The organism is Methanolinea sp. (assembly GCA_016699325.1).
Lineage (GTDB): Archaea > Halobacteriota > Methanomicrobia > Methanomicrobiales > Methanospirillaceae > UBA9949.
Genome location: CP064971.1, coordinates 1475620 through 1501212, shown reverse-complemented (window position 1 = coordinate 1501212; position 25593 = coordinate 1475620). Strand labels below are relative to the sequence as shown.

16 protein-coding genes, 3 tRNA genes and 3 rRNA genes are annotated in these 25593 nt (G+C 53.7%); 7 read left to right on the top strand and 15 right to left on the bottom strand.

Features of this window, described 5'->3' with window-relative positions:
• The first annotated feature begins 19 nt into the window (after positions 1-19).
• The 4 genes from fdhF to IPI71_07930 all read left to right on the top strand — a co-directional run bounded on the left by fdhF (position 20) and on the right by IPI71_07930 (position 6026).
• A complete protein-coding gene (fdhF, locus tag IPI71_07945; protein ID QQR70589.1) occupies positions 20-2095 on the top strand; it encodes a formate dehydrogenase subunit alpha in 2076 nt (691 codons plus the stop codon).
• A 1-nt stretch (position 2096) separates the two neighbouring features.
• Complete coding sequence (locus IPI71_07940) at positions 2097-3332, top strand: Coenzyme F420 hydrogenase/dehydrogenase, beta subunit C-terminal domain (protein ID QQR70588.1); 1236 nt, start codon at positions 2097-2099, stop codon at positions 3330-3332.
• Positions 3333-3521: 189 nt separating this feature from the next.
• A complete protein-coding gene (locus IPI71_07935; GenBank protein QQR70587.1) occupies positions 3522-4310 on the top strand; it encodes an MBL fold metallo-hydrolase in 789 nt (262 codons plus the stop codon).
• 66 nt (positions 4311-4376) lie between these two features.
• Positions 4377-6026, top strand: a complete 1650-nt coding sequence (locus tag IPI71_07930) for an ATP-dependent DNA ligase (GenBank protein QQR70586.1) — start codon at positions 4377-4379, stop codon at positions 6024-6026.
• Between the two features lie 95 nt (positions 6027-6121).
• Here IPI71_07930 and IPI71_07925 read toward each other — a convergent pair whose 3' ends face one another.
• The 4 genes from IPI71_07925 to IPI71_07910 form a co-directional block, all read right to left on the bottom strand.
• On the bottom strand, positions 6122-7147 hold the full coding sequence (locus IPI71_07925; GenBank protein QQR70585.1) for a DUF2117 domain-containing protein: 1026 nt from the start codon (positions 7145-7147) through the stop codon (positions 6122-6124).
• A 425-nt stretch (positions 7148-7572) separates the two neighbouring features.
• On the bottom strand, positions 7573-8505 hold the full coding sequence (locus IPI71_07920; protein ID QQR70584.1) for a UbiA family prenyltransferase: 933 nt from the start codon (positions 8503-8505) through the stop codon (positions 7573-7575).
• Between the two features lie 252 nt (positions 8506-8757).
• Positions 8758-9606: a DUF1724 domain-containing protein gene (locus IPI71_07915; protein QQR70583.1), complete on the bottom strand. Its 849-nt coding sequence runs from the start codon at positions 9604-9606 to the stop codon at positions 8758-8760.
• Positions 9607-9848: 242 nt separating this feature from the next.
• The gene (locus IPI71_07910) at positions 9849-10304 is read right to left on the bottom strand and encodes a DUF61 family protein (protein ID QQR70582.1); all 456 of its coding nucleotides are present in this window, start codon (positions 10302-10304) and stop codon (positions 9849-9851) included.
• 195 nt (positions 10305-10499) lie between these two features.
• Here IPI71_07910 and IPI71_07905 point away from each other — a divergent pair, with 195 nt between their 5' ends.
• On the top strand, positions 10500-10709 hold the full coding sequence (locus tag IPI71_07905; protein ID QQR70581.1) for a hypothetical protein: 210 nt from the start codon (positions 10500-10502) through the stop codon (positions 10707-10709).
• Positions 10710-10738: 29 nt separating this feature from the next.
• Here the strand turns inward: IPI71_07905 and IPI71_07900 are convergent, their stop codons facing one another.
• From IPI71_07900 to IPI71_07890, 3 genes are all read right to left on the bottom strand, one after another.
• The gene (locus IPI71_07900) at positions 10739-11209 is read right to left on the bottom strand and encodes a hypothetical protein (GenBank protein ID QQR70580.1); all 471 of its coding nucleotides are present in this window, start codon (positions 11207-11209) and stop codon (positions 10739-10741) included.
• 159 nt (positions 11210-11368) lie between these two features.
• Positions 11369-12094 carry a phosphoribosyltransferase gene (locus tag IPI71_07895; protein ID QQR70579.1) on the bottom strand — a complete coding sequence of 242 codons (726 nt, stop codon included), beginning with the start codon at positions 12092-12094 and terminating at the stop codon, positions 11369-11371.
• A 299-nt stretch (positions 12095-12393) separates the two neighbouring features.
• Positions 12394-12467, bottom strand: a tRNA-Val gene (locus IPI71_07890).
• 368 nt (positions 12468-12835) lie between these two features.
• Here IPI71_07890 and IPI71_07885 point away from each other — a divergent pair.
• Positions 12836-13990, top strand: a complete 1155-nt coding sequence (locus IPI71_07885) for a glycosyltransferase (protein QQR70578.1) — start codon at positions 12836-12838, stop codon at positions 13988-13990.
• A 6-nt stretch (positions 13991-13996) separates the two neighbouring features.
• Positions 13997-15148, top strand: coding sequence for a glycosyltransferase family 4 protein (locus IPI71_07880; protein ID QQR70577.1), 1152 nt, complete (start codon positions 13997-13999; stop codon positions 15146-15148).
• Between the two features lie 711 nt (positions 15149-15859).
• Here the strand turns inward: IPI71_07880 and rrf are convergent.
• The 8 genes from rrf to smc form a co-directional block, all read right to left on the bottom strand.
• A 5S ribosomal RNA gene (rrf, locus tag IPI71_07875) occupies positions 15860-15981 on the bottom strand.
• Positions 15982-15987: 6 nt separating this feature from the next.
• A tRNA-Cys gene (locus tag IPI71_07870) sits at positions 15988-16059 on the bottom strand.
• Positions 16030-16167: a hypothetical protein gene (locus IPI71_07865; protein QQR70576.1), complete on the bottom strand. Its 138-nt coding sequence runs from the start codon at positions 16165-16167 to the stop codon at positions 16030-16032. Before IPI71_07865 ends, IPI71_07870 begins: the two co-directional genes overlap by 30 nt.
• A 65-nt stretch (positions 16168-16232) precedes the next feature.
• Positions 16233-19151, bottom strand: a 23S ribosomal RNA gene (locus IPI71_07860).
• A gap of 111 nt (positions 19152-19262) precedes the next feature.
• Positions 19263-19335: transfer RNA gene (locus tag IPI71_07855), tRNA-Ala, on the bottom strand.
• A gap of 65 nt (positions 19336-19400) precedes the next feature.
• A 16S ribosomal RNA gene (locus IPI71_07850) occupies positions 19401-20867 on the bottom strand.
• Together the 16S, 23S and 5S rRNA genes with 2 tRNA genes alongside form the textbook arrangement of a ribosomal RNA operon.
• A 583-nt stretch (positions 20868-21450) precedes the next feature.
• Positions 21451-22158 carry a segregation/condensation protein A gene (locus IPI71_07845; protein QQR70575.1) on the bottom strand — a complete coding sequence of 236 codons (708 nt, stop codon included), beginning with the start codon at positions 22156-22158 and terminating at the stop codon, positions 21451-21453.
• The gene (gene smc, locus IPI71_07840; protein ID QQR70574.1) at positions 22151-25591 is read right to left on the bottom strand and encodes a chromosome segregation protein SMC; all 3441 of its coding nucleotides are present in this window, start codon (positions 25589-25591) and stop codon (positions 22151-22153) included. The genes IPI71_07845 and smc overlap by 8 nt, the downstream gene beginning before the upstream one ends.
• Positions 25592-25593 lie beyond the last annotated feature (2 nt).

Below are 25593 nucleotides of genomic sequence, written 5' to 3'. Positions count from 1 at the left end.
TCATTTCAGGAGAGACTCCATGACGAGCAAGCCATCCGTACCATCATTGAAATATGTGCAGACAACCTGCCCCTACTGCGGGGTGGGCTGCACGTTAAACCTCGTGGTAAAAGACGGGAAATTGACCGGTGTTGAACCTTACCGGAGGAGCCCTATCAACGAGGGGAAACTCTGCCCGAAGGGTATGACCTGCTGGGAATTTGTCCACAGCCCGGACCGGTTGACAAAACCGTTAATCAAGAAGAACGGCACGTTCGAAGAAGCCAGCTGGGATGAAGCCCTTGACCTTGTTGCCAAAAAGCTGAAAGAGACGTGTGACAAGCATGGGCCGAAGTCGCTCGGTTTCCAGGTCTCCTGCAGGACGCCGAACGAAGAGTGCTACATCATGCAGAAGCTCGCTCGTGTGGCATTCAAGACAAATAACGTCGACAACTGCGCCCGCATCTGCCACGGCCCTTCGGTAGCAGGGCTCTCCCTCTCGTTCGGGTCTGGAGCGGCCACGAACCCGTTTGAAGATGTCCTGCACTCGGACCTGATTCTTCTCTGGGGTTCAAACGCGGTAGAAGCACACCCGCTGGCCGGCCGGCGGATTGCCCAGGCAAAACAGAAAGGGATTCCGATCATCTGCCTTGACCCGAGATACACTCCGACCGCAAGGTTGGCAGACACATGGATCCGGTTCAACCCCTCCACTCACATCGCACTTGCCAACTCCATCATGTACTGGATCATCAAAGAAGGCAAGCATGACAAGGAGTTCATCGAAAAGCGGACCAAAGGGTTCGAGGATCTGAAAAAGATGGTGGAGAAGTATGCCGAAGTTGAGAATATCACCGGAGTTCCTACGGAGAAGGTCAAGGAGATCGCCTCCCGCTATGCGGCGGCAAAGAACGCCGTCATTGTCTACTGCCTGGGGATAACCGAGCTCACCACCGGTACCGATAACGTCCGGTCGCTCGGCAACCTCTCCATGCTCTGTGGCAACATCGGGCGCCCAGGCGTGGGTGTAAACCCCCTCCGCGGCCAGAATAACGTCCAGGGTGCCTGTGACATGGGGGCCTATCCAAACGTCTATTCGGGATACCAGAAATGCGAGCTCCCGGAGATGCGCGAAAAGATGGAGAAGGCATGGGGCATGCCGGCAGGATCGCTCCCCGAATGGTACGGATCGACCCTGACCGAGCAGATCAGCCAGTGCGGCGACCCCATCAAGGCTATGTATATCTTCGCCCTGAACCCGGTCGTCTCCTACCCTGATTCGAACCACGTAAAGCGGTCCCTCGAAAAGCTTGACTTCCTGGTAGTCCAGGACATCTTCTGGACCGAGACCTGTGAGTATGCCGATGTGGTACTCCCCGGCGCCTCGTTTGCCGAAAAAGACGGTACATTCACCAGCGGTGAACGCCGTATCAACCGTGTCAGGAAGGCCGTCAACCCACCCGGTGATGCCAAGGAGGACTGGGAGATCTTCGTCCTGCTGGCAAAGAAGCTCGGGCTCAAGGGCTTCGATTTCAAGTCACCCCAGGAGATCTGGGACGACATGCGCAAGGTTACACCGTCTATGTTCGGGGCCACGAACATCAGAATCGACAGACCAGAGTCCGTGCACTGGCCCTGCCCGACCGAAGACCACCCAGGCACTCCCATCCTGCACCGTGAAAAGTTCTCTTCGGCCGACGGCCTTGGCACTTTCTTTGGGATCGAATACCGCCCGCCAGCGGAGGTTGCCGATGCGGAATACCCGTTCACCTTGATGACCGGGCGCCTGATCTTCCACTACCACACCAGGACCCAGACCGGTCGGGCGGCCATATTGAACTACGAAGTGCCAGAAGCATTCGTACAGATCAACACCGATGATGCCGGGAGACTCAAAATCGCCAACGGAGAACGAATCAAGTTGCAGAGTCGCAGGGGAGAGACCACGCCGATCGCCCGGGTGACCGATGAAGTGGCCCCGGGAGTGCTCTATATGGCAATGCACTTTCCCGATGGAGCGAACAACCTCACCAATACTGCCCTTGATCCGATGTCAAAGATGCCGGAGCTCAAGCATTGTGCCGTGAAAGTGGAAAAGATCGCGGGAGGTAATTGAGATGGTGAAGAAAGGCGACATGTTCTATGCCTGGACCACCGATGCTGAGATGGCCAAGAGGGCAGAATGCGGTGGTGCCGTCACTCAGCTGCTTAAATTTGCCCTGGAAAGCAAGGCTGTCGATGCGGTCCTTGCGGTGAAGAAAGGAGCCGACCTTTACGATGCGGTCCCTGCCGTCATCACCGATCCCAAGGAGCTTGACCAGACCGCTGGGTCCCTCCACTGTGGAACCATGCTACTCTCGAAATACGTGAAGAAATATCTCGACGGGGCCAATAATTACCGGATCGCCATGACCGTGAAGGGCTGCGATATGATGGGCCTCTATGAGCTGGCGAAACGGCAGCAGGTCAACCTCGATAACATCCTGATGATCGGGGTGAACTGCGGAGGGTCGGTCAGTCCAATCGTTGCCCGCAAGATGATTGCCGAGAAGTTCGGTGTCGACCCCGACAAAGTCCACAAGGAAGAGATCGACAAAGGCCAGTTCATCATCGAGTATGAGGGCGGTCACAAGGGCATCTCCATAGATGAACTCGAAGAACAGGGCTACGGCCGCCGGACGAATTGCCGTCGGTGCAAGCTCAAGGTGACCCGCCAGGCAGACCTCGCCTGCGGGAACTGGGGGGTTATCGGGGAGAAGGCTGGAAAGGCCACTTTCATCGAGGTCTGCAGCGAGAAGGGCGCAAACCTGCTCAAGGCGGCCACCGATGCCGGCATGATTAAGACCGAAGCTCCCATCCCGAAAGGAGTCGAGATCCGCGCAAAGGTAGAGGGAGCCATGTATAAGCTCGCCGACAAGTGGAGGAAACATGATTTCGAGGAACTCGGGACCGGGCAGGCACGGCTGAAAAAGATCGTTGCAGATACCTCCCGCTGTATCAAGTGCTATGCCTGTATCGAGCAGTGTCCCATCTGCTACTGTGTCGAGTGCAGCACCAAGAAACCGTACCTTGTCGAACCTGGTACCCTGCCGGTCAATTTCATGTTCCACCTGATCCGGTTTGCCCATATCGCTGATTCCTGTGTCAACTGTGGTCAATGCGAGGAGAACTGCCCCATGGAGATCCCCAACTCCCTATTCATGCATGCCCAGCAGGTCGAGCTCGAGAAGATGTTCGGCCATGTCCCGGGAATCGACATGTCCTTGCCACTACTTGCCCTTGTCGAGGAGCGGGAAGAGCGGGACCGGCTCGCTGCGACCGGGAGCGACCAGATCTTCGATATATTCAGGTAAATCTAACCTTTATTGATCTTTTTTTTTCTCTCTCCATGAGGCATCGTTCACCCTGCATCACACATTCTCAAAAAAATACCCCATACCCCAAATAATTCTGTTATACATTTCAAATGCATCCAGGATCACGAACCACTTTAAGGCATCTTCCGTCAGAACTATCTCCCTTCAACCCAAAAGACGGTACAGATGCGGTGCAGTGCACTGGCGAGCGGGAGCAGTGGCAACTGCCTCTATGTTGAATGCGGTGACGATGCACTCCTCGTAGATGCCGGGCTCTCGAAGCGGGAGATCCTCTTCCGGCTCCGGGAGGCAGGGGGGTCGGAAGAGAATATCAGAGGGATCTTGGTCACCCACGAACATATCGATCATATCCGTGGAGCCTATGCCCTGGCCCGATACCTGAATGTCCCGATCTACGCTACCGGGGGGACCCTCCGCGAGATCATCAGGTGCCGGGGGACAGGGGCCATTTCTATCGACCTGGTCCGGTGCAGGTGGCAGAAACGGTTTGAGATTGGCAGCTTTTGTATCGAAGCCTTCCCGGTTTCCCACGACGCCCGGGAACCCTGCGGTTTCAGGATCTCGGGCAACGGCGCGGTGCTCGGCTGTTGCACTGATACTGGAGTAATCACCAGGGAGATGGAGGAGTGGCTCTCTGGGTGCAACATGCTGGTGCTCGAGAGCAACCATTGTCCCGAGATGCTCCGAACCGGCCCCTACCCTGATATGCTGAAGCGGCGGATCCGGTCCCGACGGGGTCACCTGTCGAATCCGGATGCAGCGGCCTTCATCCGCAGCTGCTGCACCAGTGTCGCCCGCATCATGCTTGCCCACCTGTCGGAAGTGAACAACACACCGGAAAAAGCCCTTGCCAGTGCAAGAGAAGCGGTAGGACTGTTTGCCGGCGACCTCGATATCGCAGTTGCCTCTAACCCAGGCACCGATCCCGGATGGCCACAGCGGATCCGGCTCTAATTGTCCTCCGATGGGAACTCTTATTCCCTGACCCCGCCAATGCTGTTCTCGAAACGGGGGCTGTGTATGGATTTCATCGAATTCGCCCGGATCTGCGAGCAGCTGGAAGGAACTTCCGGGAGGTTGGAGATGATCGATATTATCAGCCGGGTCCTCCCCGGTCTTCCCGATGATGAATTACCGATCTTCATCCGGTTCGTGATGGGAAGGATCTTCCCCGACTGGAGCCCGGCAAAGCTCGGAATTGGTCCGAACCTCCTGTATGAAGGCATCGCGTACGTGGCTGGCATTCAACGGGACGATGTGGTCCGGGTCATCAACCGCACCGGGGACGTGGGACGGGCGGTCGAGGAGCTCCTCGCCCAAAAAGAGCAAACCTCATTCTTTCCCGAAGACCTGACCATCACTGACGTGTATCGGGACCTCACATCCATCGCTGCTTCGGAGGGAAAGAAGTCGCAGCGTGAGAAGCTCCTCCTGGTCAGGCGTCTGTTCACAAATTCCAGGCCACTCGAAGGGAGGTATCTCTCCCGGATCATGCTCGAGGATCTCCGGATCGGGGTCGGTGAGGGAAACGTCAGGGAAGCAATCGCCAGGGCCTTCTCAGTTGATCCCGCTCTCGTTGAACACGCCTTCCAGGCGGAAAACGACCTCGGGAAGGTTGCCCTCCTGGCCCGGCAGGGCAGCGATCGCCTTCGTGATGTCAGGATCGAACCGTTCCGCCCGGTACGGATGATGCTTGCCCAGCAGGGTACCGTCACCGGAGCGGTTGCCGATAACGGTGCGATGGCCGCCGAGTACAAGTATGATGGGAGCAGGTTCCAGTTCCACAAAGCAGGGAACCGCTGCAGGATGTACTCGCGGAAGCTGGAAGACGTGACCGCTGCCCTTCCAGACGTCACCGAGGTTCTGATGGCCGCCACCACGCATGACGTCATCCTGGATGGCGAGGTCATCGCCACTTCGGACGGAAAGCCGATGCCGTTCCAGACCGTCCTCCGGAGATTCCGGAGAAAGTATGGGATCGATTCGATCCGGGAGGAGATCCAAATGGTCCCATACGTCTTCGATATCCTCTTCCTGGACGGGGAGACCTTGATCGATCTCCCTCTATTTGAGCGAAGGAGAAAGCTCGTGGGCGTATTAAACGCGCACCTGGCCCCCCAGATCGTGAGCGACGATACGGAGGAGATAGATCGGATGTATCGCGATGCGCTCGCCGCCGGACACGAAGGGTTAATGTTGAAAGTGCCGGGGTCGCCTTACACCCCGGGAGTGCGGGGGAAGAACTGGATCAAGATCAAGCCGGACGTTGATACCCTCGACCTGGCAGTCATTGGTGCCGACTGGGGCGAGGGGAAACGGGCACATGTCTTTGGTTCATTCCTTCTCGCCTGCCAGGATCAGGGCGAGCTTGTCCCACTCTCGAGGGTGGCAACCGGGTTTTCCGATGAGCAGCTCCAGGAGATCTATGTCCTACTGAAAGACAGGGTAATAAGCCAGCAGGGAAAAGAGGTCCGGTTCGAGCCCGGGATGGTGGTCGAAGTTGGTTACTCCGAGATCCAGAAGAGTCCAAACTACGAGAGTGGTTTTGCGCTTCGGTTCCCGCGTTTCATCAGGCTGCGGGACGACAAGTCCATCGATGAGATCGAAACCGTTGACGGCATCAGGGAACGGTACACGCACCAGGGGGGGGTTCGTTCCCAGGAAGCCTGATTCTAAAGGAAAGGTCCGTTTCTGACAGGTCCCGATGAGCAGTCCCATTCGGGATACATACGGTTTCCTCCGGAAGGCTGCACGAACTGACGGCTTTACCTCCCGGAGCGGATTATCTCCACCCGTTCTCCGAGATACCCGATGAGATTTTCCACAACGTCATCCCAGGCAACCATCTTCCCCGGTATCATTCCCTGGATTTCCCTGCCGATATCATCGTCCCGTTCCCGCACGGCACGGGCGATGACCGTTCCCGGGGCAAATGAAGACGGCACGATGCCATCTGCGTCGCCGTCAACGATGCCCAGGACCGGGATGCCAAGGTGGGCAGCGATATGACCACAGACGGCAGTCGTGTCATCCCCTACACAGACAATCCCCCTGGTTTCAGGAGTGATCACATCATAGAGCCGGTGCCCGCAGTGGTCGATGAAGAGCACTCGGCCCGGGCCGGTCCGGGGTTCACCTGCCCGTGGAAGAGCGGTCCGGACCAATCCGCTTTTGCACCATACCCGTGAGAGGTCGATGAACGGCTGATCTGCGAGCTTCTCCAGCCCGTGATCCTTGGCATGCATACCGGAGACCGGGATAATACTCCTACCTTCTTTCCGGATCACCACCTCCGGACCGGTGGCCTGCCCGATTACGATCCCGTTTACAAAGACTGCCTCGCCAGGAAGACATCCCCGGATGATCCGCTGTGATGTATCCCCAAGTGGAGGAGTTCTGACCTCTTCAATCATATAACCGGTTCTCTCCGCGGTTTCCTGTGCCAGCGTATCAGGCTCCCGGTTCCAGAGAAAGAGGGTCCTGCTCGAGGCTTCAAGATGGAGGATACCGCGAGGGGCGAGGCGTGAGGCAACTATCTCCCCAAATATCCTGCCCGAATCCGGTGTCTTGCCGTGGTTGGCGAGGACCGTTTCGAGAGGGAGATCGCGGATTACCATGCTCGGGGGAAGACCGGCCAGCTCGCAGGGGATCCCTGACTCTTCTGCAGCGGTCCGGGCCATCACCCCGGCTACGATAATGCGGGAGGGAGCCAGCTGTTCGATGAGAAAAGCGGCCTCTCCGGAGTCAAAGGGTTCGGGGCCGTGAATAACGAGGATAAGTTGACGATGCATAACAGAGGGAACGCCGGTTTTTCAGAGGTATCTTTGTGTATAGGAATGGCATCCGAAGATTCATAATCCTGCGGGTCATGCCTACCGAACACCCTTACCCGATTCATGGTGCCGGGATGACCATACGTACCTTAAGGACAAGGATACCCCTGATGAAGCTCATGCTCCTGGCTGGCCTGGCGTTACTGCTGCTCTTTTCCTCCGGATGTTCGGCCCCCATATGCCTGTTGTAAAATGATGGTTACCGTTTCCAAACCGCGATGAATGCCAAGCAGACCAGAGGTGCAATAGGAAGGGAATGATGAGAGGGAGACCCGGCCCGGGAAGTTAGGGTATTGGTTGATATGCCGGTTTCATGAAAGAAGTTTGGTTTGGAAGAGATGGAGGGTATTTCTCACAACACCAACCGCGGCCTGTATCGCGCATCATATCGCGGCGGCGATACCTGCTGGATTGAATGATGCTGATACTGCCACTATGACCACCATCAACAGGCCCAGGGCAATGAACTGGCCATCTGCGATCAGGTCGCATAGGAGGTTGCTCTCACTGATCTTCCGGTAGTTGCGGATATACCAGTGGGCATAGAAAATTCCCATTACGATAAGCATGATGTAAGCCAGCGGAATCTTGTTCCATAACAGGAGCACTACTGTTACCCCGAAGATAATATTGACCATCTTCAGCAGCAGCGTTGTGGCAGCTATCCCGATGCAGACCGGGATGGTCCTTACCCCTGTGAGCCGATCTCCTTCAACATCCCGCATGTCGAAGAGCACGGTATTGATAAAGACCAGGGAAAAAAAGAATAGGATTGCGGCCAGGGTAATCGTGTCCGGAAACGCCCCAGCTATGTATACAGGAAGGAGGGTAGGCGGGAGGGCCCAGGCTACAGCAACGATGAGACTCTTTGCGACCGGGATCTCTTTCAAGCGGCGGTACGGAAATCCCCGGGGAAATACCGGGGCGCTATAAACCACCCCGCTGATCAGGGGGATGGCCGATATCACCACAACAGCGGGACCGTAGAGCCAGGAAATGGCGAGCGCAAGGATATATGCCCCTATTGCCGTAGAGAAAAGGAGTCTTTCATATTTTTTGGTGAATCCGTATCGTTTCGAATGATTGATGGCGTCTTCGCTCTCATCGGTCTTCCGGTTCAGATTGTATACCGAGTAGGTTATCAGCATGCCGAGAACGAAAACAGCAGGATTGAATGATACTTCATGGAGAACACTGGAAATATATGCCATGAACCCGGCGGCAAACGAGAGATAAAGCGAGCTATACACGAGGTAATCGAACACAACAACGAGATTCAATGTAAACCAGTCATGCGGATACCAGTATTCAGACATGAATTATTTGTCTTGCCTGAAATTAACATACATTCCCATGATTAAAATTAAACAAAGTGACTAAGATCCAACCAACTAGTGAATATTCATCAGATCAATTAATGATCTTATGCTCCACTCCGCCTCTCTTCGCCTCAGAACCGGGAACTGTCTACAAAAAGAAAATGAAATTGATGGAAATATAATAGTTTGCCCGGCACTAATGCCTTTGATTTGATAAAGAGAATGGATTTGACAAATATTAATCGCATCTTACAATATTAATTCGGTCGCTTGTTTCCGGTAGTAATCAAAGAGCCGCTGGCCCCACCTGACCGCCCGTTCTTCTCTTGAGAAGAGGTCAGATGTCGAATCATAGGTGATCCCGTCGAGCTTATACAGGCCGAGGGAGATTGCCTTGTCAGTCACAGTCAACCCCAGTTTCGGCATGGGATCCAGTATAAAGATTTTCCCCCTCCCGGTTCCGACCACCTCGGATATCTTTTCGGCATAAGACGGTCGGGAGAACTGTTCGATGAGTTCTTTACCCACAAGAAGATCTATTGTCGCCCCTTCCATCGCACGTTTTGCTACCGCTTCGGTATGAGCAGGGCTGGAGATAGGGGAGACTATGCAGACCCGTTCAGCCTCATTGAGTACCTTGAGGAAGTTAAAATAGACATTGAAAATGTCTACATTCGTATCAGAAACGATCTCGGTTTGATAGAGTTCTCCAAGATCTTGCAGAAATGGTTCCGGGATCGCATCAACCCGGTGCTGATCCCAGAAATCCTTGTGCTTCCGGGTAACCGATTTGAAGAGGATGATGTCCTGGATCTTCAGGGCCAGGATTTTTCCCACCGGGGTTAAGTGGTATTCGTACTCCGATATTGCGATATAGTTGTTCGCTTCAAGCTTCCGTATCTTCGGGATGAGGGCCTGTGAGGAACTCCCAGTAATCTCGCGGAGCTGGGCTAGGGTCTTGTTTCCATCAGAAAGAGCGAGGAGGATCTGGATCTGAAGGCGCGAGCGGAAAAGTGCCTGAATGTCCCCCATTATCCGGGTGTAGTGGTCGACTGCCATATGGTGCTTGCCGTGGTGCTTCGTTATAGTCGTTCTCATCGCCTGGTGTTTTTAACCAGCCACCCCTTCTTCCTGAAACCACCAGATTACCTATAATCTTGGCAGTGAAGATTACCTGAACCAGAAAACCGTTGGCTGGAATTTTAATGACAATATATTGTGAAACAATCGTTTAAAGGTTATGATGATCCGGATGCATTCCACCAGAACTGCTCAAAGGAATGCAATATGTGGCCTGTCCCTCAACTCTTTTCACCACTTCGAATGGGGATCTTCCTGTATTAATTCATCATGATCTGAACTGCAGTTGGATATCTCTGCATGATTGCAAACACGATGGCACGACCAACCCAGAGCTTTCCTCCGTCAAATTCCCGAAACCGGGAGAGTTCCCCGAGGATCTGGAGCGCTTCTAATGCTACTTCATCGGTGAGCAGGCAGCTGTCAGGCACGGTCGAATCAAAGAAGAAGATGATTGGAAGTCTCAACAGAGGATGGAGCCGGTGAGGAAGGTTTTCTCCCAGTTTCCTGATAATCCCAAGATTAAAGGTGAATTCCGTACCGTTCCGGGTCACAGCTGAGGGGTGTTCTTCTGATAAAAGTTCGGAAAGTCTCCGGCGTTGAGCTACGACGCCATCGTTGACTTTTCCCATCTCGAGCGCCATCCAGCGCATGAGCACCGATTCATCAGGAATGAAAGGATGGGGTGTCACGGCACAGATTCCATGGCATTCCATGGTCTTGAACCTATGCGCTCCGGCAACGCAATGTGAGTGACCCTTCGAGGTATGAACGTTTTATCCAGAAGATGGTGGTTTCTGTCACCTGTATTCCAGTATCACGGTTGGTTAAGAATGCTGACACCCCGGAAGAATCCCCGGATGCAAAACCTTATTGGTACTGAGGAAGAGGGGAATAAATGTGGCTCCCCTATGGATATCATAGCATTCATCGGATTCCTTGCCCTGGTTATCATCGGGATAGCGATCGTCCTGTTCATTGTCAGGTTGATCTGGATGCTCCTTCCTGCTGCGCTCGTTGCAGCCATTGTCTTTTTCCTGACCTTCGACCTCTGGTGGACCGGTATGGCATTTCTAGCCATCGCTGTGCTCACGGTAGTGTGGAAAATCCTGAAAAAATGATCAAAGGCCGGGAAGATCCTCTGGCACACTTAGATAAACCTGAACGACGCGATAACCCTCTCGATTTCGGCTTCTCTTCTCATGATGTCGTCAATACCGGTCAACGATGTCCTGATTGTATATTCGCGACCCTTCCTCACCGCCGAGATGAAACGTCCACTGCCGTGGGGACTCTTGTAGCGGTAATACACAGTGTTTGCCTCGCCCCCAAGGCAGAATCCCTCAATTTCCTTGATGTCGGTCTCCATAAGTTCAAGAAATACGTTGAATACCAGGAAATCACATACCACAGCTTTCCTGATGATGGTGCTTGGCCAGATATTTGCTCCGGCAGAAACGGTGAGCCGTGATAGGCCGTCCGCGGATTCGAAGTAGTGCTTGTCACCGATGAGGCCGAAAAAAACGCTGTGGTGTGAGAGTGTCCCAAACCGCCCCCTCCGCTCCTGCCATCCATCAGGGAGTTCGATCACGTATCTGTTCTTTTTATCCTTAAAGATCATTCCTGCCACCTCTCTGTATTGAAGCCACGAACCCAATCCCCGGATGTTCCCCTCATAAAAGTACAGGGATAGTCCAGTCGGTCCAGCTGATCGGGCGTATCAGGAGAGGGGTATGATTTAACTGGAAAAAAATGAATCGATGAGTGCACCCGCCAGGTCCTAAGCCGGGAAATCATCGGATCGTGGAGTCAGCCTTTGCGGATTTCTTCCGCTAAGATCAAGGTACTCGAGAACTTCCTCATCTGAAAGATCGTGCCAGTTCCGGTAAGCATCAGCCACGGCAAAGGGATACCTATCCTTCAGGTTCATGCAGACGACCGATTCAGATTTTTCTGCGACGAGAGCGGCTGCCCCCCTTGATCCTGTCGGCACCGCAACTACAATCCGATCGGGCTCATCGGAAATGACCGCTTCGATTGCTGCAAGCATGGTGTAACCCGACGCGAGACCGTCATCGGTCAGGACGACAGTCCGGTGGCGAAATGACGGAGGGGGCTGCCCTCTTGCAAAAAGTTCCATTCGCTGCCTGATAACTTCCTGTGTCTGTTCCTTAGCCAACCTGATCTCTTCGGGGGAAAGGCGGAGCTGGCTTGCCAGCGGCTGGTTCAGGAAGATCCGTCCGTCCCAGGTCATGGCTCCAAACCCCGCTTCAGGGTTCCAGGGGATCTTCAGCTTCCGTACCACCGCGGGCACCAGATCGGTATGAAATACCCGGGCCAGCTCCAGCCCGACCGGGATGCCCCCTGCCGGGATGGCACACACCATGGGTGTATCAAGCCTGAGATGCTCGCGGGTAAATTTCGCGAGTCTGACACCTGCATCAGTCCGGTCCCTGAATACCAGGGTTTTGTTGCGGAGTGCAGGGTCTTCGATTATCCGCCCCATGGTGATGCATTAGAAATCATCCTTTCTATACCTTTTCCCGGATCGAAAGGACTGATACTGTCACTCTACCCTCTGGCCACCGGACTTGCAATCCACTTGGGATCCCTTGGTGCGTTTCTTTTTCCGGCCGCACTCTTCTTTCTCGTATATTTCCTCATAACACTTCACGAAGAGGAGAAGAAAGTCTCGAATTTGAAGATTGGCATACCAAATATGCCCCCGGTGCCAAGATGGATTTGTTCCCAGGCGCAAGTGTTAAACCGTGCCGTTTCACCTCTTCCATAACGGAAAAACAGGGATGGGCTCGAGGAGATTCGAACTCCTGACCTCCGCCATGTCAAGGCGACGTCATAACCAGCTAGACCACGAGCCCGCAACGGATAGAAATTGCGTCTACAAGGTACGTGAACACAGTATAAAATAATTCTGATATCCTTGTGGTGTCGTACAATTTCAAATCGGCATTATTTTACCAGAACAAACCTGAATTTGTCCCTATACAGCCATCGGGACCAGCACATTGTAGCAATTGAACTTCACCATTCCTTCACGCTTCATTCCTTCACGAAAAGAGGCGGTTAACGATCCACCAAATGTTCGTTTCACGGCAGAAAACACCCCTTCGATCTTCCATCTCATCCCGTAAAACCAGTTCATTTCAGATGCGGTAGGGGTTTATTCTAATAACCACAAATTAATACTCAAACAATAAGACTCCACATAATTCCCGGGTGAAGGTATTTGATTTCTGAATTTACAGGAAAACCAATCGAATTAAGTGTCATATTACCGACCTTGAACGAAGAACAGACCATTGAGACCTGCATTAGGAAAATACAGAATGTTTTCAAAAATCAAGGGATAAACGGAGAAATAATTGTTACAGATTCCTCAACCGATAAAACCCCGGAAATAGCCCGATCTCTCGGAGCAAGGGTCGTCCATCCAAAATCACGAGGATATGGATGTGCATACATGGAAGCTTTTACGCATGTCAGGGGGCGGTATATCGTCATTGGTGACGCTGACAATACCTATGATTTCAACGAGATCCCGCTCCTTATTCATGAAATGGAAAAAGGTTTCGACTTGGTGGTGGGATCGCGGTTCAGGGGAACAATAACGAAAGGGGCAATGACCCCTCTCCACCGGTACATTGGGAATCCATTTCTCACATTTGTCCTCAACAAGATCTTTCATACCAATTTCACAGATACCCATAGTGGGTTCAGGGCGATTCGTTCCGATGCTTTGGAAAGTCTTCATCTCCAAAGTTGCGGGATGGAATTCGCCTCGGAGATGCTCATAAATGCGTCCCGGGAAGGGTTAAAAATCTCCGAGGTCCCGATAACCTATTACCCGAGAATAGCGCCATCCAAGCTTGCAAGCTTTTCCGATGGATGGCGTCATCTTCGATTTTTCCTCCTCTTGAAACCAATTCCCTTTCTTGCTGTTCCCGGAATGCTCTCTGTGATCTTTGGGCTTATTCTGATGGGAGCATTCCATGATCCTTCGGGTGACCCCTCTGCACGAACCCATTCGTTCATTCTTGGAACAATGCTCATGATGGGGGGCATTCAGCTGTTCTTTTTCGGCATTGTCATCAAAATATATTCGAGCTTGCATGGGTATGGAAAAGAAGGCCTGACAGAAGATATTTTATTGAACTATCAGAACCTCGAAAAATTTTTGATAATGGGATCAGTGTTCATTATTGCAGGAGTATGCCTTGGCGGCTATATTCTCTATGAATGGATCATATCAGGATTTGGTGCCCTCAATGAAATTACCAATGCAACGTTGTCCCTGGCACTGGTCACGGTTGGCGTTGAGATTGTCTTCATCGCGGTACTTATCAGTATGATGTGTCTGAACAGGGAACCTTTCTCTGACTGAGGGACTATGCGCATCGCTTATGTCTACGATGCTGTCTACCCATATATTACCGGAGGGGTTGAGAGGAGAGTATGGGAAATCTCTCAGAGGCTCGCCAAACGAGGCCATGACGTCCACATTTATGGTATGCGTGTATGGGGCGAAGAGAAGATCCTCAAGAAAGGTGGTGTCACCCTTCATGGGACTTGCAGTCCCCGGTCACTGTACCGGAGAGGGAGAAGAACATACTCCCAGGCCATCATTTTTGGGTTATCCGTATTCCTGCCACTGGTGAAGGAAGATTTCGACGTGATTGATTGCCAACAGTTCCCGTTTTTCTCTGCGCTGAGTGCGGTGCTTTCCAATCGCATAACAGGATCTCCCCTCATAATCACCTGGCATGAAGTTTGGAATGGCTATTGGTACGACTATATCGGATTTCCTGGTTGTGCCGGGAAATTCCTTGAACGTGTCGTTGCGCATAACTCTTCCCATGCGGTAGCAGTTTCAGAGCTCACAAAAGAAGGTCTCCAGAAGCTGGTGAGAGACAAAGAAATAAAAATTATCCCGAATGGTATTGATCTGGAAGCAATTGATGCAATCATCCCATCCGATCAATCTTCCGATCTTATTTTTGCTGGTCGGCTCATAAAAGAGAAACATATCGATATCTTGCTTGAATCAATCGTTATTCTCAAAGAGACACATCCTGATATTACATGCATGATTATTGGAGACGGACCGGAGCGTCACAATCTTAAATTGATGACTGAAATGTGGGGATTGAATGATAATGTTGTATTTACCGGGTTCCTGCCCTCACCCGAGGATATAAATGCCCATATGAAATCATCGAAAGTATTTGTACTGCCGTCAACCCGTGAAGGTTTCGGAATTGCGGCTCTTGAAGCACTAGCCTGTGGTCTTCCTGTTGTAACCATCGACCATCCTCAGAATGCGAGTGCGGTCTTTGCAGGTCATGGATGCGGGGCATTGTCCCGGCTTGATTCAAAAGACATGGCAATTAAAATACATGAAGTCCTGGCCGATACATCAAGACGCTCTGCCATTTGCCGCCAGAAAGCACAGGGATACGATTGGAACGTGATTACTGATTACCTCGAAGAGCATTACCATAGAATCAGTGCACAGAAACGCTCGGTTCAAAGGTTCCCGTAAGAGCTATATGGTTATTCTGTTTTCCGCAGATCTCGTTTCATGCATAATAATTTTCACACCTTCCTGCTGTGTTGAATAAATCTGGCTAAAGATTACCAAAATACAGAAAATCTGAAGATCACGAAATTCCCACCATTCTATCGCGACAAAGAAAGAGCGATGGGGACGACCGCATGTAGCTATTCTTGCTTTGTACCGTATATAACGAGCGACTCGTGAAGCTAGGCCGAGTTTTACCTCTCTTTTGATTTCATTGATCAGGCAATGGAGGTAACGCACATCCTATCTGCCAGGTTCCAGGTGATGGAGGATTTGACCAGGTCCCTTGTCTACGAGGAATCAAATCAGGAGCCAAAACACGGGAGAACGCTGCCACAAGATCCACCGGATCACACTATCGCGCTAATTGTGTCGGCAAGCGTGTGAAGAGCGGAGGCTATCGAGAATGGGTAGACAAGGCAGGATACGGGAATAGATGGAAGAGCGAGGGAGTGTTTTTCCGCTGTGAAACGAATATTCGGCGAATCAGCCACTACCTCTTCCCGTGAAGGAATGGTGAAGTTCAATTGCTACAATATGGCGGTCTCGATGGCTGTATATGGGCTAATTCACGTTTATCCTGGTAAAGTAAGCCCGATTTTGAAATTGTAAAACACAGCATACCTAGTTAAAAGTAATAAAAACAACACCAATTATCATTGCAAGAAAGGGTAATTGCAGCGAGGTATGGTTCCCGGGGACTCGCGTACCTCAGTACAGCATACCACGTGAGTCGGCTTAACTGCTGGGTTCGGAATGAGTCCAGGTGTTCCCCGACTGCTATGGCCGCAATTACCCAAAGCCAAGGTCCGGATTTGAACCGGAGTGTAGTTGATCTGCAGTCAACCGCGTAGCCGCTCCGCCACCTTGGCAAGGGTCGTGTAGATGACAGGGATATCCGCTCTCGTAATTGCTATCACTCCCTTTTTGGGAAGGGTGATGTTACCGATGAGAGAGATGTCTCTGCCAGATACCTTCAAGTGTATGACAGATGAGGATATAATTTCTCGGTTTGCACTCAGAATTTCGTCTGGGTTTGACTAAGAGTACTGGGGAGTTTGGACATTAGTGCCCGCGGACTGAACACGTCGTTGCCTTCGTGCTTACATCCCAGGTCTATCAAACCGGTCTTTTACCGGTGTCCTATAACGGAGTCTCTTTTTAGGCCGGGTTTCAAGCTTAGATGCTTTCAGCTTTTATCCCTTGGCGCGTGGCTGCTCGGCATTGCCCTGTCGGACAACCGATCGACTAGAGGCGCCGAATGAAAGTTCCTCTCGTACTATTTCATTCTTACCCTCAGACTCCTGACACTCCTATTAGATAGTAACCGACCTGTCTCACGACGGTCTAAACCCAGCTCACGATCCCCTTTAATAGGCGAACAACCTCACCCTTGGCTGCTGCTGCACAGCCAGGATGGAAAGAACCGACATCGAGGTAGCAAGCCGCCGGGTCGATATGTGCTCTTGCCGGCGACGACTCTGTTATCCCCGGGGTAGCTTTTCTGTCGTCAATAGCCCTCATCAAAAGGGCGTATTGGTTCGTTAGACCCGAGTTTCCTCTCGCGATTGCTTGCTGTGCACAATCGCGTCAGGCCAACTTTTGCTCTTTCACTCTATTGTGAGTTTCTGACTCACATGAGTTGACCTTAGGGCACCCTTGATATTTTTTCGAGGGTGTGGCGCCCCACCCAAACTGCCTACCTACCGGTGTCCTCGTTAGAGTTAGGACTACAGCAAAACAAGGATGGTGTCTCATTGGTGACTCCCCGTCCCCCGAAAAGGACGGATTAACGCCTCCCATCTACTCTGCGCATGTAAAACCGTAATCCAGCGACAGGCTGCAGTAAAGCTCCACGGGGTCTTCACTTCCCAATAGGAGTCCCTAGTCTCTGCACTAGGACAAAAGGTTCAACGGACTCGTGTTAGGGACAGTAGAGCTCTTATTAATCCATTCATGCAAGTCGCCAATTAAGCGACAAGGTACTACGCTACCTTAAGAGGGTCATAGTTACCCCCGCCGTTTACGAGTCCTTCGTCCCGTTGTACCGGGTATTCAGATACTCGCACTGGGCAGGAATCAGTGACTATACTAGTCGTTTCCGAGTTGCAGTCACCTATGTTGTTATTAGACAGTTAGAGCTCCCTAGTCACTGCGACCTGCCTGATCTCCAGGCAGGCACCCCTTCTCCCGAAGTTACGGGGCCATTTTGCCGAGTTCCCTTAACACGATTATTCCGACACGCCTTCGCCTTTTCAGCGAGGGGCACCTGTGTCGGTTCTCGGTACGGACGCCGTCTCCCTTTTCATGGGCTCCGGGAATTTGTCGAATTTCTCCATCACGCTTTCATCCGTTTCTCACCATTACGGTACTCCACGGAGTTATACGCTTGGACGGGGCGACGACCCCGCTCAACATACCCCGAAGCGTCAGGGCTTCACGCTTCAGACGGACGGTACAGGAATATTAACCTGTTTCCCTTTCGATGTACTCGGGTTACGGTACATCTTAGGACCGACTAACCCTCGACTGACGAACATTGTCGAGGAAACCTAGCCCCTGCGGCGGTTGGGATTCTCACCCAACTATGCTTCTACTACTGCCAGAATTCTCAATACTGCACGGTCCACTGGACCTCACGCCCCAGCTTCTACCCATGCAGCACGCCTCCCTACGAGATCACCTTGCGGTGCTCCGTGGTCTCTGTAGTAGGCTTTAGCCCCGTCCATTTTCAGCGCCCTAAATCTTGACTGGTAAGCTGTTACGCACTTTTTAAAGGATAGCTGCTTCTGAGCTCACCTCCCAGTTGTCTTTGACCTAGGACCACTTTCAGTGTTTACACTTAGCCTACATTGAGGGACATTAACCACGGTCTGGGTTGTCTCCCTTACGGACTACAAGCTTACCCCGTAGCCCGGACTTCCGGCCTTCTAGGACGATGGGGAGTTTGGAGTTTGACAGGGGGGTGAGGGCTTTCGCCCCCAGCTCCCCCAATCAGTGCTCTACCTCACCATCTATCTCCAGCCAGGTCATACTGCGGTATGTTTCGGGAGGAACCAGCTGATGCCTGGTTCGATGAATCTTTCACTCCTATACGCAGGTCACGCGAATGATTTGCATATCAAAACCGCTTGCGGCCCTCCACGCGCCTTTCGACACGCTTCAGCCTGCCCACGCATAGATCACCAGGCTTCGGGTCTTATCCTGCTGACTCCACGCACTTTTAATACGTCGTCCCACGCTTGCGCTACGGACTTGTTGGTTTCCCTTTGGCTCCCCTTGCGGTTAACCTTGCCAACAGAATAAACTCTCTGGCCCGTTCTTCAAAACGTACGTTACGACATCGGCAACCCTCGCCCGTACTACCGCCTCGCGACGGGTTCCTTCGCGGGGAAGATCCTTTCATGCCGTAACTCGCCATCACCTGTCAATTTCAGGCGCTTTTAACCACCTTTCCAGGGTTACTTTTCAGCTTTCGCTCACGCTACTATTTCGCTATCGGTTTCGAGTTGTATTTAGCTTTGGAGGTTGATGTCCCCCGGATTCCCGCGAGAATTCCAACCCGCGGTACTCAAGACACCACCTGACCCTGTCGGCCATTCGCGTACGGGACTATCACCCTCTGGGGTGCAACCGTTCCAGGTGACTTCCGCTTGACCTTCAGGTATCGTTCGGTGGGCTTACAACACCACATCTCCCTTGCGGGATTCGGTTTGAACTGTGTCGTGTTCGATCGCCTCTACTAACGACATCTCGATTTGATTTCTTTTCCTGCCCCTACTAAGATGTTTCAATTCGGGGCGTTCCCGATCCTCAACGGATCAACACCGAAGTGCTGAGATGTCCCATTCGGAGATCTCCGGATCATAGATTCCTTGCGTCTACCCGGAGCTTATCGCAGCTTGGCACGTCCTTCTTCGGCACTCGAACCGAGCCATCCACTGACAGGTTAAAGCCCAGTGCTCCGTCAAACCCATTTAACGTCCTGAGTGCAAACCTCTACACGGCCTCTTTGAGTCATTGGCTTGACTCTCAGCCCTTCCCTGGTGACTCACATCTCCAGGTGCATCGAAAGTGGACTCACTGGGATTTGAACCCAGGGCCTCCGCCTTGCAAAGGCGGCGCTCTTCCAGCTGAGCTATGAGCCCTCTGTCCTTGCTGACACCGGCAATTGTGCAGTCTGCATGGTAACCGCATCCTGAAATTTGTCATTAGGAGGTGATCCAGCCGCAGATTCCCCTACGGCTACCTTGTTACGACTTAACCCCCCTTGCGAAACCCAGATTCGACCGCGGCGACTACCGCAGCCTCATCAAGACCTCACTCGGGTGGTTTGACGGGCGGTGTGTGCAAGGAGCAGGGACATATTCACCGCGCCATTTTGAGACGCGATTACTACGGATTCCAGCTTCATGTGGGCGAGTTGCAGCCCACAATCCGAACTAAGGACAGGTTTAGGAGATTGCCTTCACCTTTCGGTGTCGATACCCATTGTCCTGACCATTGTAGCCCGCGTGTAGCCCGGATAATTCGGGGCATGCTGACCTACCGTTGCCCATTCCTTCCTCCTCTTTAGCAGAGGCGGTCCCAACAGTGTCCCCACCATCCCGGAGGACATGCTGGCAACTGTTGGCGTGGGTCTCGCTCGTTGCCTGACTTAACAGGATGCTTCACAGTACGAACTGACGACGGCCATGCACCTCCTCTCAGCTAGTCAAGCAGAGTCTTCAGCCCGGCTATCATCCAGCTGTCTTATCCGGTGAGCTTCCCGGCGTTGAGTCCGATTAAACCGCAGGCTCCACCCGTTGTGGTGCTCCCCCGCCAATTCCTTTAAGTTTCAGCCTTGCGACCGTACTTCCCAGGCGGCACGTTTCACGGTTTCCCTTCGGCACCTCGGTGACTCGTGGTCACCGACACACCTAACGCGCATCGTTTACGGCTGGGACTACCCGGGTATCTAATCCGGTTTGCTCCCCCAGCTTTCGTCCCTCACTGTCGGAGCCGTTCTGGTGAGACGCCTTCGCCACAGGTGGTCCCCCAAGGATTACAGGATTTCACTCCTACCCCTGGAGTACCCCTCACCTCTCCCGGTCCCTAGGTTGCCAGTATCTCCTGAACGCCCATCGGTTGAGCCGGTAGATTTCCCAGGAGACTTAACAACCCAGCTACGGACGCTTTAAGCCCAGTAATAGCGGCCACCACTCGAGCCGCCGGTATTACCGCGGCGGCTGGCACCGGTCTTGCCCGGCCCTTTCTTCACCAGTTATTTACACTGATGGACAGCCCGAATTTACGGGCACTCGGGGTTCCCTTATCACGATTTCTCGCATTGTAAAGTTTTCGCGCCTGCTGCGCCCCGTAGGGCCTGGATTCGTGTCTCAGAATCCATCTCCGGGCTCTTGCTCCCACAACCCGTACCGATCAATGGCTTGTTGGGCCATTACCCCAACAACTACCTAATCGGCCGCAGACCCATCCTGAGGCGGCGGACCTTTGGACCAGAGAGCATTCCAGCACTTCTGGTCTATGGGGTATTATCCCCAGTTTTCCGGGGTTATCCCCCTCCTCAGGGTAGGTTATCCACGTGTTACTGAGCAGTGCGCCGAGGTCTTGCACCTCTCGACTCGCATGGCTTAATCGAACCCCGATAGCAGTGGCCTCTGGCAGGATCAACCAGAATTCTCAAGTAATGCACACTATCGGATGAAATTTCGAGGAATTAGCGGTTACCATTGCAGATTTCCGCATTGCCAGTACCAACGTCAGAACCAATTCCGGCCTACCGGGGTGGTTGGTTCTCCATCACAGAGGGTATGTTGTTCGCATTGTTGGTATTTAACCATTCCGAGGAAACGGGATGGTATGACAGCCCTGAACGATCAGAACCTGTCTGCCGGGCACGATCACACGGCCGCTGTGAGTCCGGCCTTATAGTGGGATCTTCCGGCATCAGAACCAGACATTTCCTCGCAGCAGCGTCCGATTCATCATCGCAATATGAGGACTTAATTATTGTCCTCAATCATATATCAATCCATCGCCCTTCCCTGGTGGGCGTGAGCGGTGATATCTTGCCATCGCCAGCGGAACAGACACGCTGAACCAGTGCAGGCGAACCATATCATTTGGATCCCACCACTATAAAAACTGATCCAAATAACCAACACCACTACGAGACATAAACTCCATCACCTATCATCATTTGTTAAAAAAGGACCAGGATTCTGCACTCCGTTAGCGCTACCAGGGCTCCGGTTGAGGGGTTACTCGCCTGCGCGGCAGGACTGGACCAGGATCTCTCCGAAGAACTCCTCTTGCCAGAGCGAGAGCTTCCCCTCGAACATCAGGTAGAGGAGCGGAATGTAGACATCGAGGATCCCCCTGCCAAGAAGCCTGGCAAGCTCGTGGAGGGTCATCACCCCTTCGGCAGAAATCGCTGCCTCGCACTGAGAGAGCACCGTTTCTGCGGCCTCTCGGTAGTTCTCCTCGTGGGCAATACCCACCACTTCCTCCACGTCCATCAGGCCCATGGAAAAGGGATCGCGGAACCGCTGTCGACGCCGCTGCTCCTTCTCAGCGTTCTTCAGCTCGAGGATCAGCTCGAAGAGGGTGACCGGCCGCTTGCGCAGGTTCTTGCGGTCAAGTCTCCGCCGGATCTCCCGCTCGAGTTGCTCGATCGGTCCCCCCGCCCCTTCCGGGAACTCTCCGGAAAGGTCGATTCCATCGTCCTCGTCTTCCAGGAACTCGTCGAGCACACCCTCGTCGACCGCCATATCCAGGTACTCGGACTTCATCCGCAGGAGGAGCGCCGCGTAGAAGAGCGTCCGGCCCGAGATGCGGAGGTCGAGCTCCTTCCTCCGCTCCAGCTCGGAGAGGAACCGGTCGGTCACCTCGACGATGTCGATATTCCATGGATCGATCTCACCCCGATCGGCCATCTGGACCAGGATCTCGACAGGCTCTTCAGACATCGGCCCTGACCCCGGTCACGAACGAGCTCTTGTCCGGGAGGAGCGTCACGCCCAGAATCCGGTCGGCCCCTTCGATCATCGGCTTGCGGAGGGAGACGATGATGAACTGCGAGGTCCCGGAGAGATCCCGGATCATCTCGCCGATCCGTTCCACGTTGGATCCATCAAGCGACATATCCACCTCGTCAAATGCATAGAACGGCGCCGGGAGGTGCTGCTGGATGGAGAAGATGAAGGCCAGCGTGGTGAGCGACTTCTCCCCGCCGGATAGAGCGGAGAGTAGGTGGACCGCCTTGTCCCGCGGTTGCACGGCAAACGAGAGCCCGCCCTTGAACGGATCCTCCTCGTTCTCGAGAATAAGCCTGCCGCTCCCGCTGGTGAGGCGGGCGAAAATACCCCTGAAATTTGCATCGATGGCCCGGTAGGCGGTCATGAAGGCCTCGAACTTCATGGTCTCGAACCGCTCGATCCGCGAAAGAAGCGTGGTCCGCTCCCGGGAGAGGATCTCCTTCTTCTCCTGCCGTTCGTTCACCCGTGATTCCACCCGATCGTACTCCTCGATGGCCAGCATGTTGACCGCCCCGATCTTCCGCATCGCTGTTGATGCTTCGGCAATGCCGTCCTCGATCTCGGAGAGAGAGAGATCGGTGGTGACCTCCCCGACCTCACCGCGGAGCGATTCGATCTCGGCTGCAAGCGAAGCCTGACGCCCGTGCAGGGCATCGAGCTGGATGGCGATCCTTTCCTTTGCGGAATCGAACTCGAGGAGCTTTTTCTCCGATTCATGGATGGCATTGGCAGTATCGGAGTGCCGGGTACGAAGACCATCAAGCTCACCGGAGAACTCCTTCTGCCGCTCTTCGACCTTCTGGATGGCTTCCCGGCTTTCCTCGATCTGCGCTTCTGCGGATGCAATATCAGCATCGATTTGCCGGTTCACCTCAGCCAGTCTTGTTTTCTCCCCTTTCAGCTCTTCCACTCGCGCCACAAAGTGCTGCCGCTCGCGGGAAAGGTCAGCGATATCGGACTCCTTGTTGCGGAGACGGCGTTCGGCATCATCGAGCTCGCGCCGCTTCTTTTCCAGCGACTCAGTCAGGGCAGGGATAGTCGTGTCGTCCAGTCGCTTCTTGAGCTGCTCCATCCGGCGGGTAAGTTGGGCGATCTCCCCGGTCGATGTATCGAGCGATGCCTCGAGTGCCGCAAGATCCGCTGTCCCGCTCCGCACCTCTTCAGCGAACACTGCCAGGACTCCTTCGACCCTCTCCTTTTCCTGGGAGAAGAGATCGGATTGCCTGCCGATCTCCTCCGCGGTGATCGTGAACCGCTGAAGCTCCCCATCGATCGCCGACCGCCGCCCCCGCCTCTCCTCGATTCCGGCGCTGCCCTGCTTTACCGCATTTTCCAGATCCGCAATCTCGGACCGGATCTCCCCGGCGCGCTGCCGTAGTCGATCGATTTCGTCCTCGACCGCCGCCCCAAACCCCCTGGGCGGCTTCTTGAATGAGCCACCGGTCATGGCGCCGCTCCGCTCCAGAAGCTCTCCATCCCGGGTGACCATGCGATACTTCCCGAGCAGCTGGCGGCCACGGTCAAGTGACTCCACCACCACTGTCGCTCCGAAGACAACTCGGAAGGCCGGCTCGAACTGTGGCTCATACTCGAGCATCCGAACCGCATGGCCGATAATTCCATTATCGGGAAGTTCCGGGAGCGGTGCCGGCCTGAGCTTGGCGAGTGGGAGAAAGGTGAGGCGTCCAAGCTTCTGGTCTTTGAGGTATCGTATCGCCGCTGCAGCAACCTTATCGTCATCCACTACCACATAGTGGAGCTTGCCCCCTGCCGCCACGTTCAGGGCCGTGGTGTATTCGGGGGGAGCCTTACCGAGACGAGCGATGGTCCCATGAACCCCCGCCATGGCCAGCACCGCCTCGAGTGCCCGTGAGCCGGGCTCTCCCTGGGCCTGTTGCTGAGCCTCGAGCCGCATTGTCTCGTGCTCTATTCCCCGCAGCTCCTCCCGCAGCCGTTCTGCTGAAGATCTCTTCGCGAACACCGATGCTTCGAGCGCGGATATTTCCTGTTCGATCGCTTTTTTTTCTTCCCGCAACGAGGATTCCTGCTGTTCCTCCCTCTTTCGCTGCACCACCCGGGATGCGAGATCTCCTTCAATCTCCCGGAGGCGCTCCTCCAGTCGCTCCCGTTCCAAGGTCCGCATCCGGCTCTTTTCAAGGATGAGATCCTTCTGGTGGAGGATTCCTGACCGGTTTGCCTTCTCTGCCTCTATGGCCTGCATAAGGGAGAAGAGTTTGTCGCGTGCCCCTTCCACATCCCGGCTCTGGTCCTGGATCTCGGCCCCAAGTTTCTCGATCTGGCCCCTTGCCGCCGCAGTCTCCATGGCGAGGTTGGTACGGTCGATGGTCATTTCCCGGATCGCATTGGTGCACTCCGTAATCCGTTCTTCCGCCCGTTTCTGGTCCACAAAAGAACGGTTCATACCTTCGAGGTTGGCTTCTTTCTCCTTCCGTGCCCGGCCAATGGCCTGCTCGGAGAGCCGGATGACCCCTTTCGCTTCTTCGAGGTCCGCGATCAGCTTCAGGTACTCAGTCCCGCTCTTCTGGTTTATCTGGCGGGCGATATCGTCCAGATCTGCCTTGAGGTAGGACCACTCGTTCTCCTCCAGACTCCGGTCCGATGCCACACGGGAGAGCGCCAGTTCCTGGTCGGCGATCACCCGCACCAGCGAGGCGAGGTCCTTTTCTTTTGCGTTCAGGAATGCACCGGCGCGGCAGGTTTCTAATTTCCGGAGTTTCTCCTGCCATTCCCGGTACTTCAGGGCCTGCTTCCGTTCCTCTGCCAGTTCGCCAAGGCGCTGGGAAAGCTCGGAAAGCAGCATCTCCTCTCGTTCGATCCGTTCCCGTACCACTTCGAGCTCCCTGATAGCCTGCTCCTTCTTGGCATCGAACTCTGCCACACCCGCAATCTCATCGATGATCTTGCGCCGTTCGAAATCGCTCATCTCTATGATGCGGGTGACATCCCCCTGCATGACCACGTTGTAGCCATGGGGAATGATCCCATGCCGGGAAAGAAAATCAGTAATGTCTGCCTGCTTGCAAGGCTTCTCGTTTAAGTAGGTATAGCTGTAATAACCGCTCGCCGTCCGCTTAATCCGCCGCCTGATCCTCGTGCCGTCCGAGAACGAGAGGGAGACCTCCGCAGTCTGCTTCCCTGAATTGAGGTTGATCAGGTCGGTCAGCTTCTCGGCGCGGAGGGTTCGCGAGGAAGAGAGGGCCAGCACAAAGAGGATGCTGTCGATGATATTACTCTTCCCTGAACCGTTCGGGCCCGAGATGACTGTAAAACCCTCAAAAAAGGGAATCTTTGCCTTTTTTATAAAAGATTTGAAGTTGTCTATCTCAAGCTCAGTGATGTGCAAAT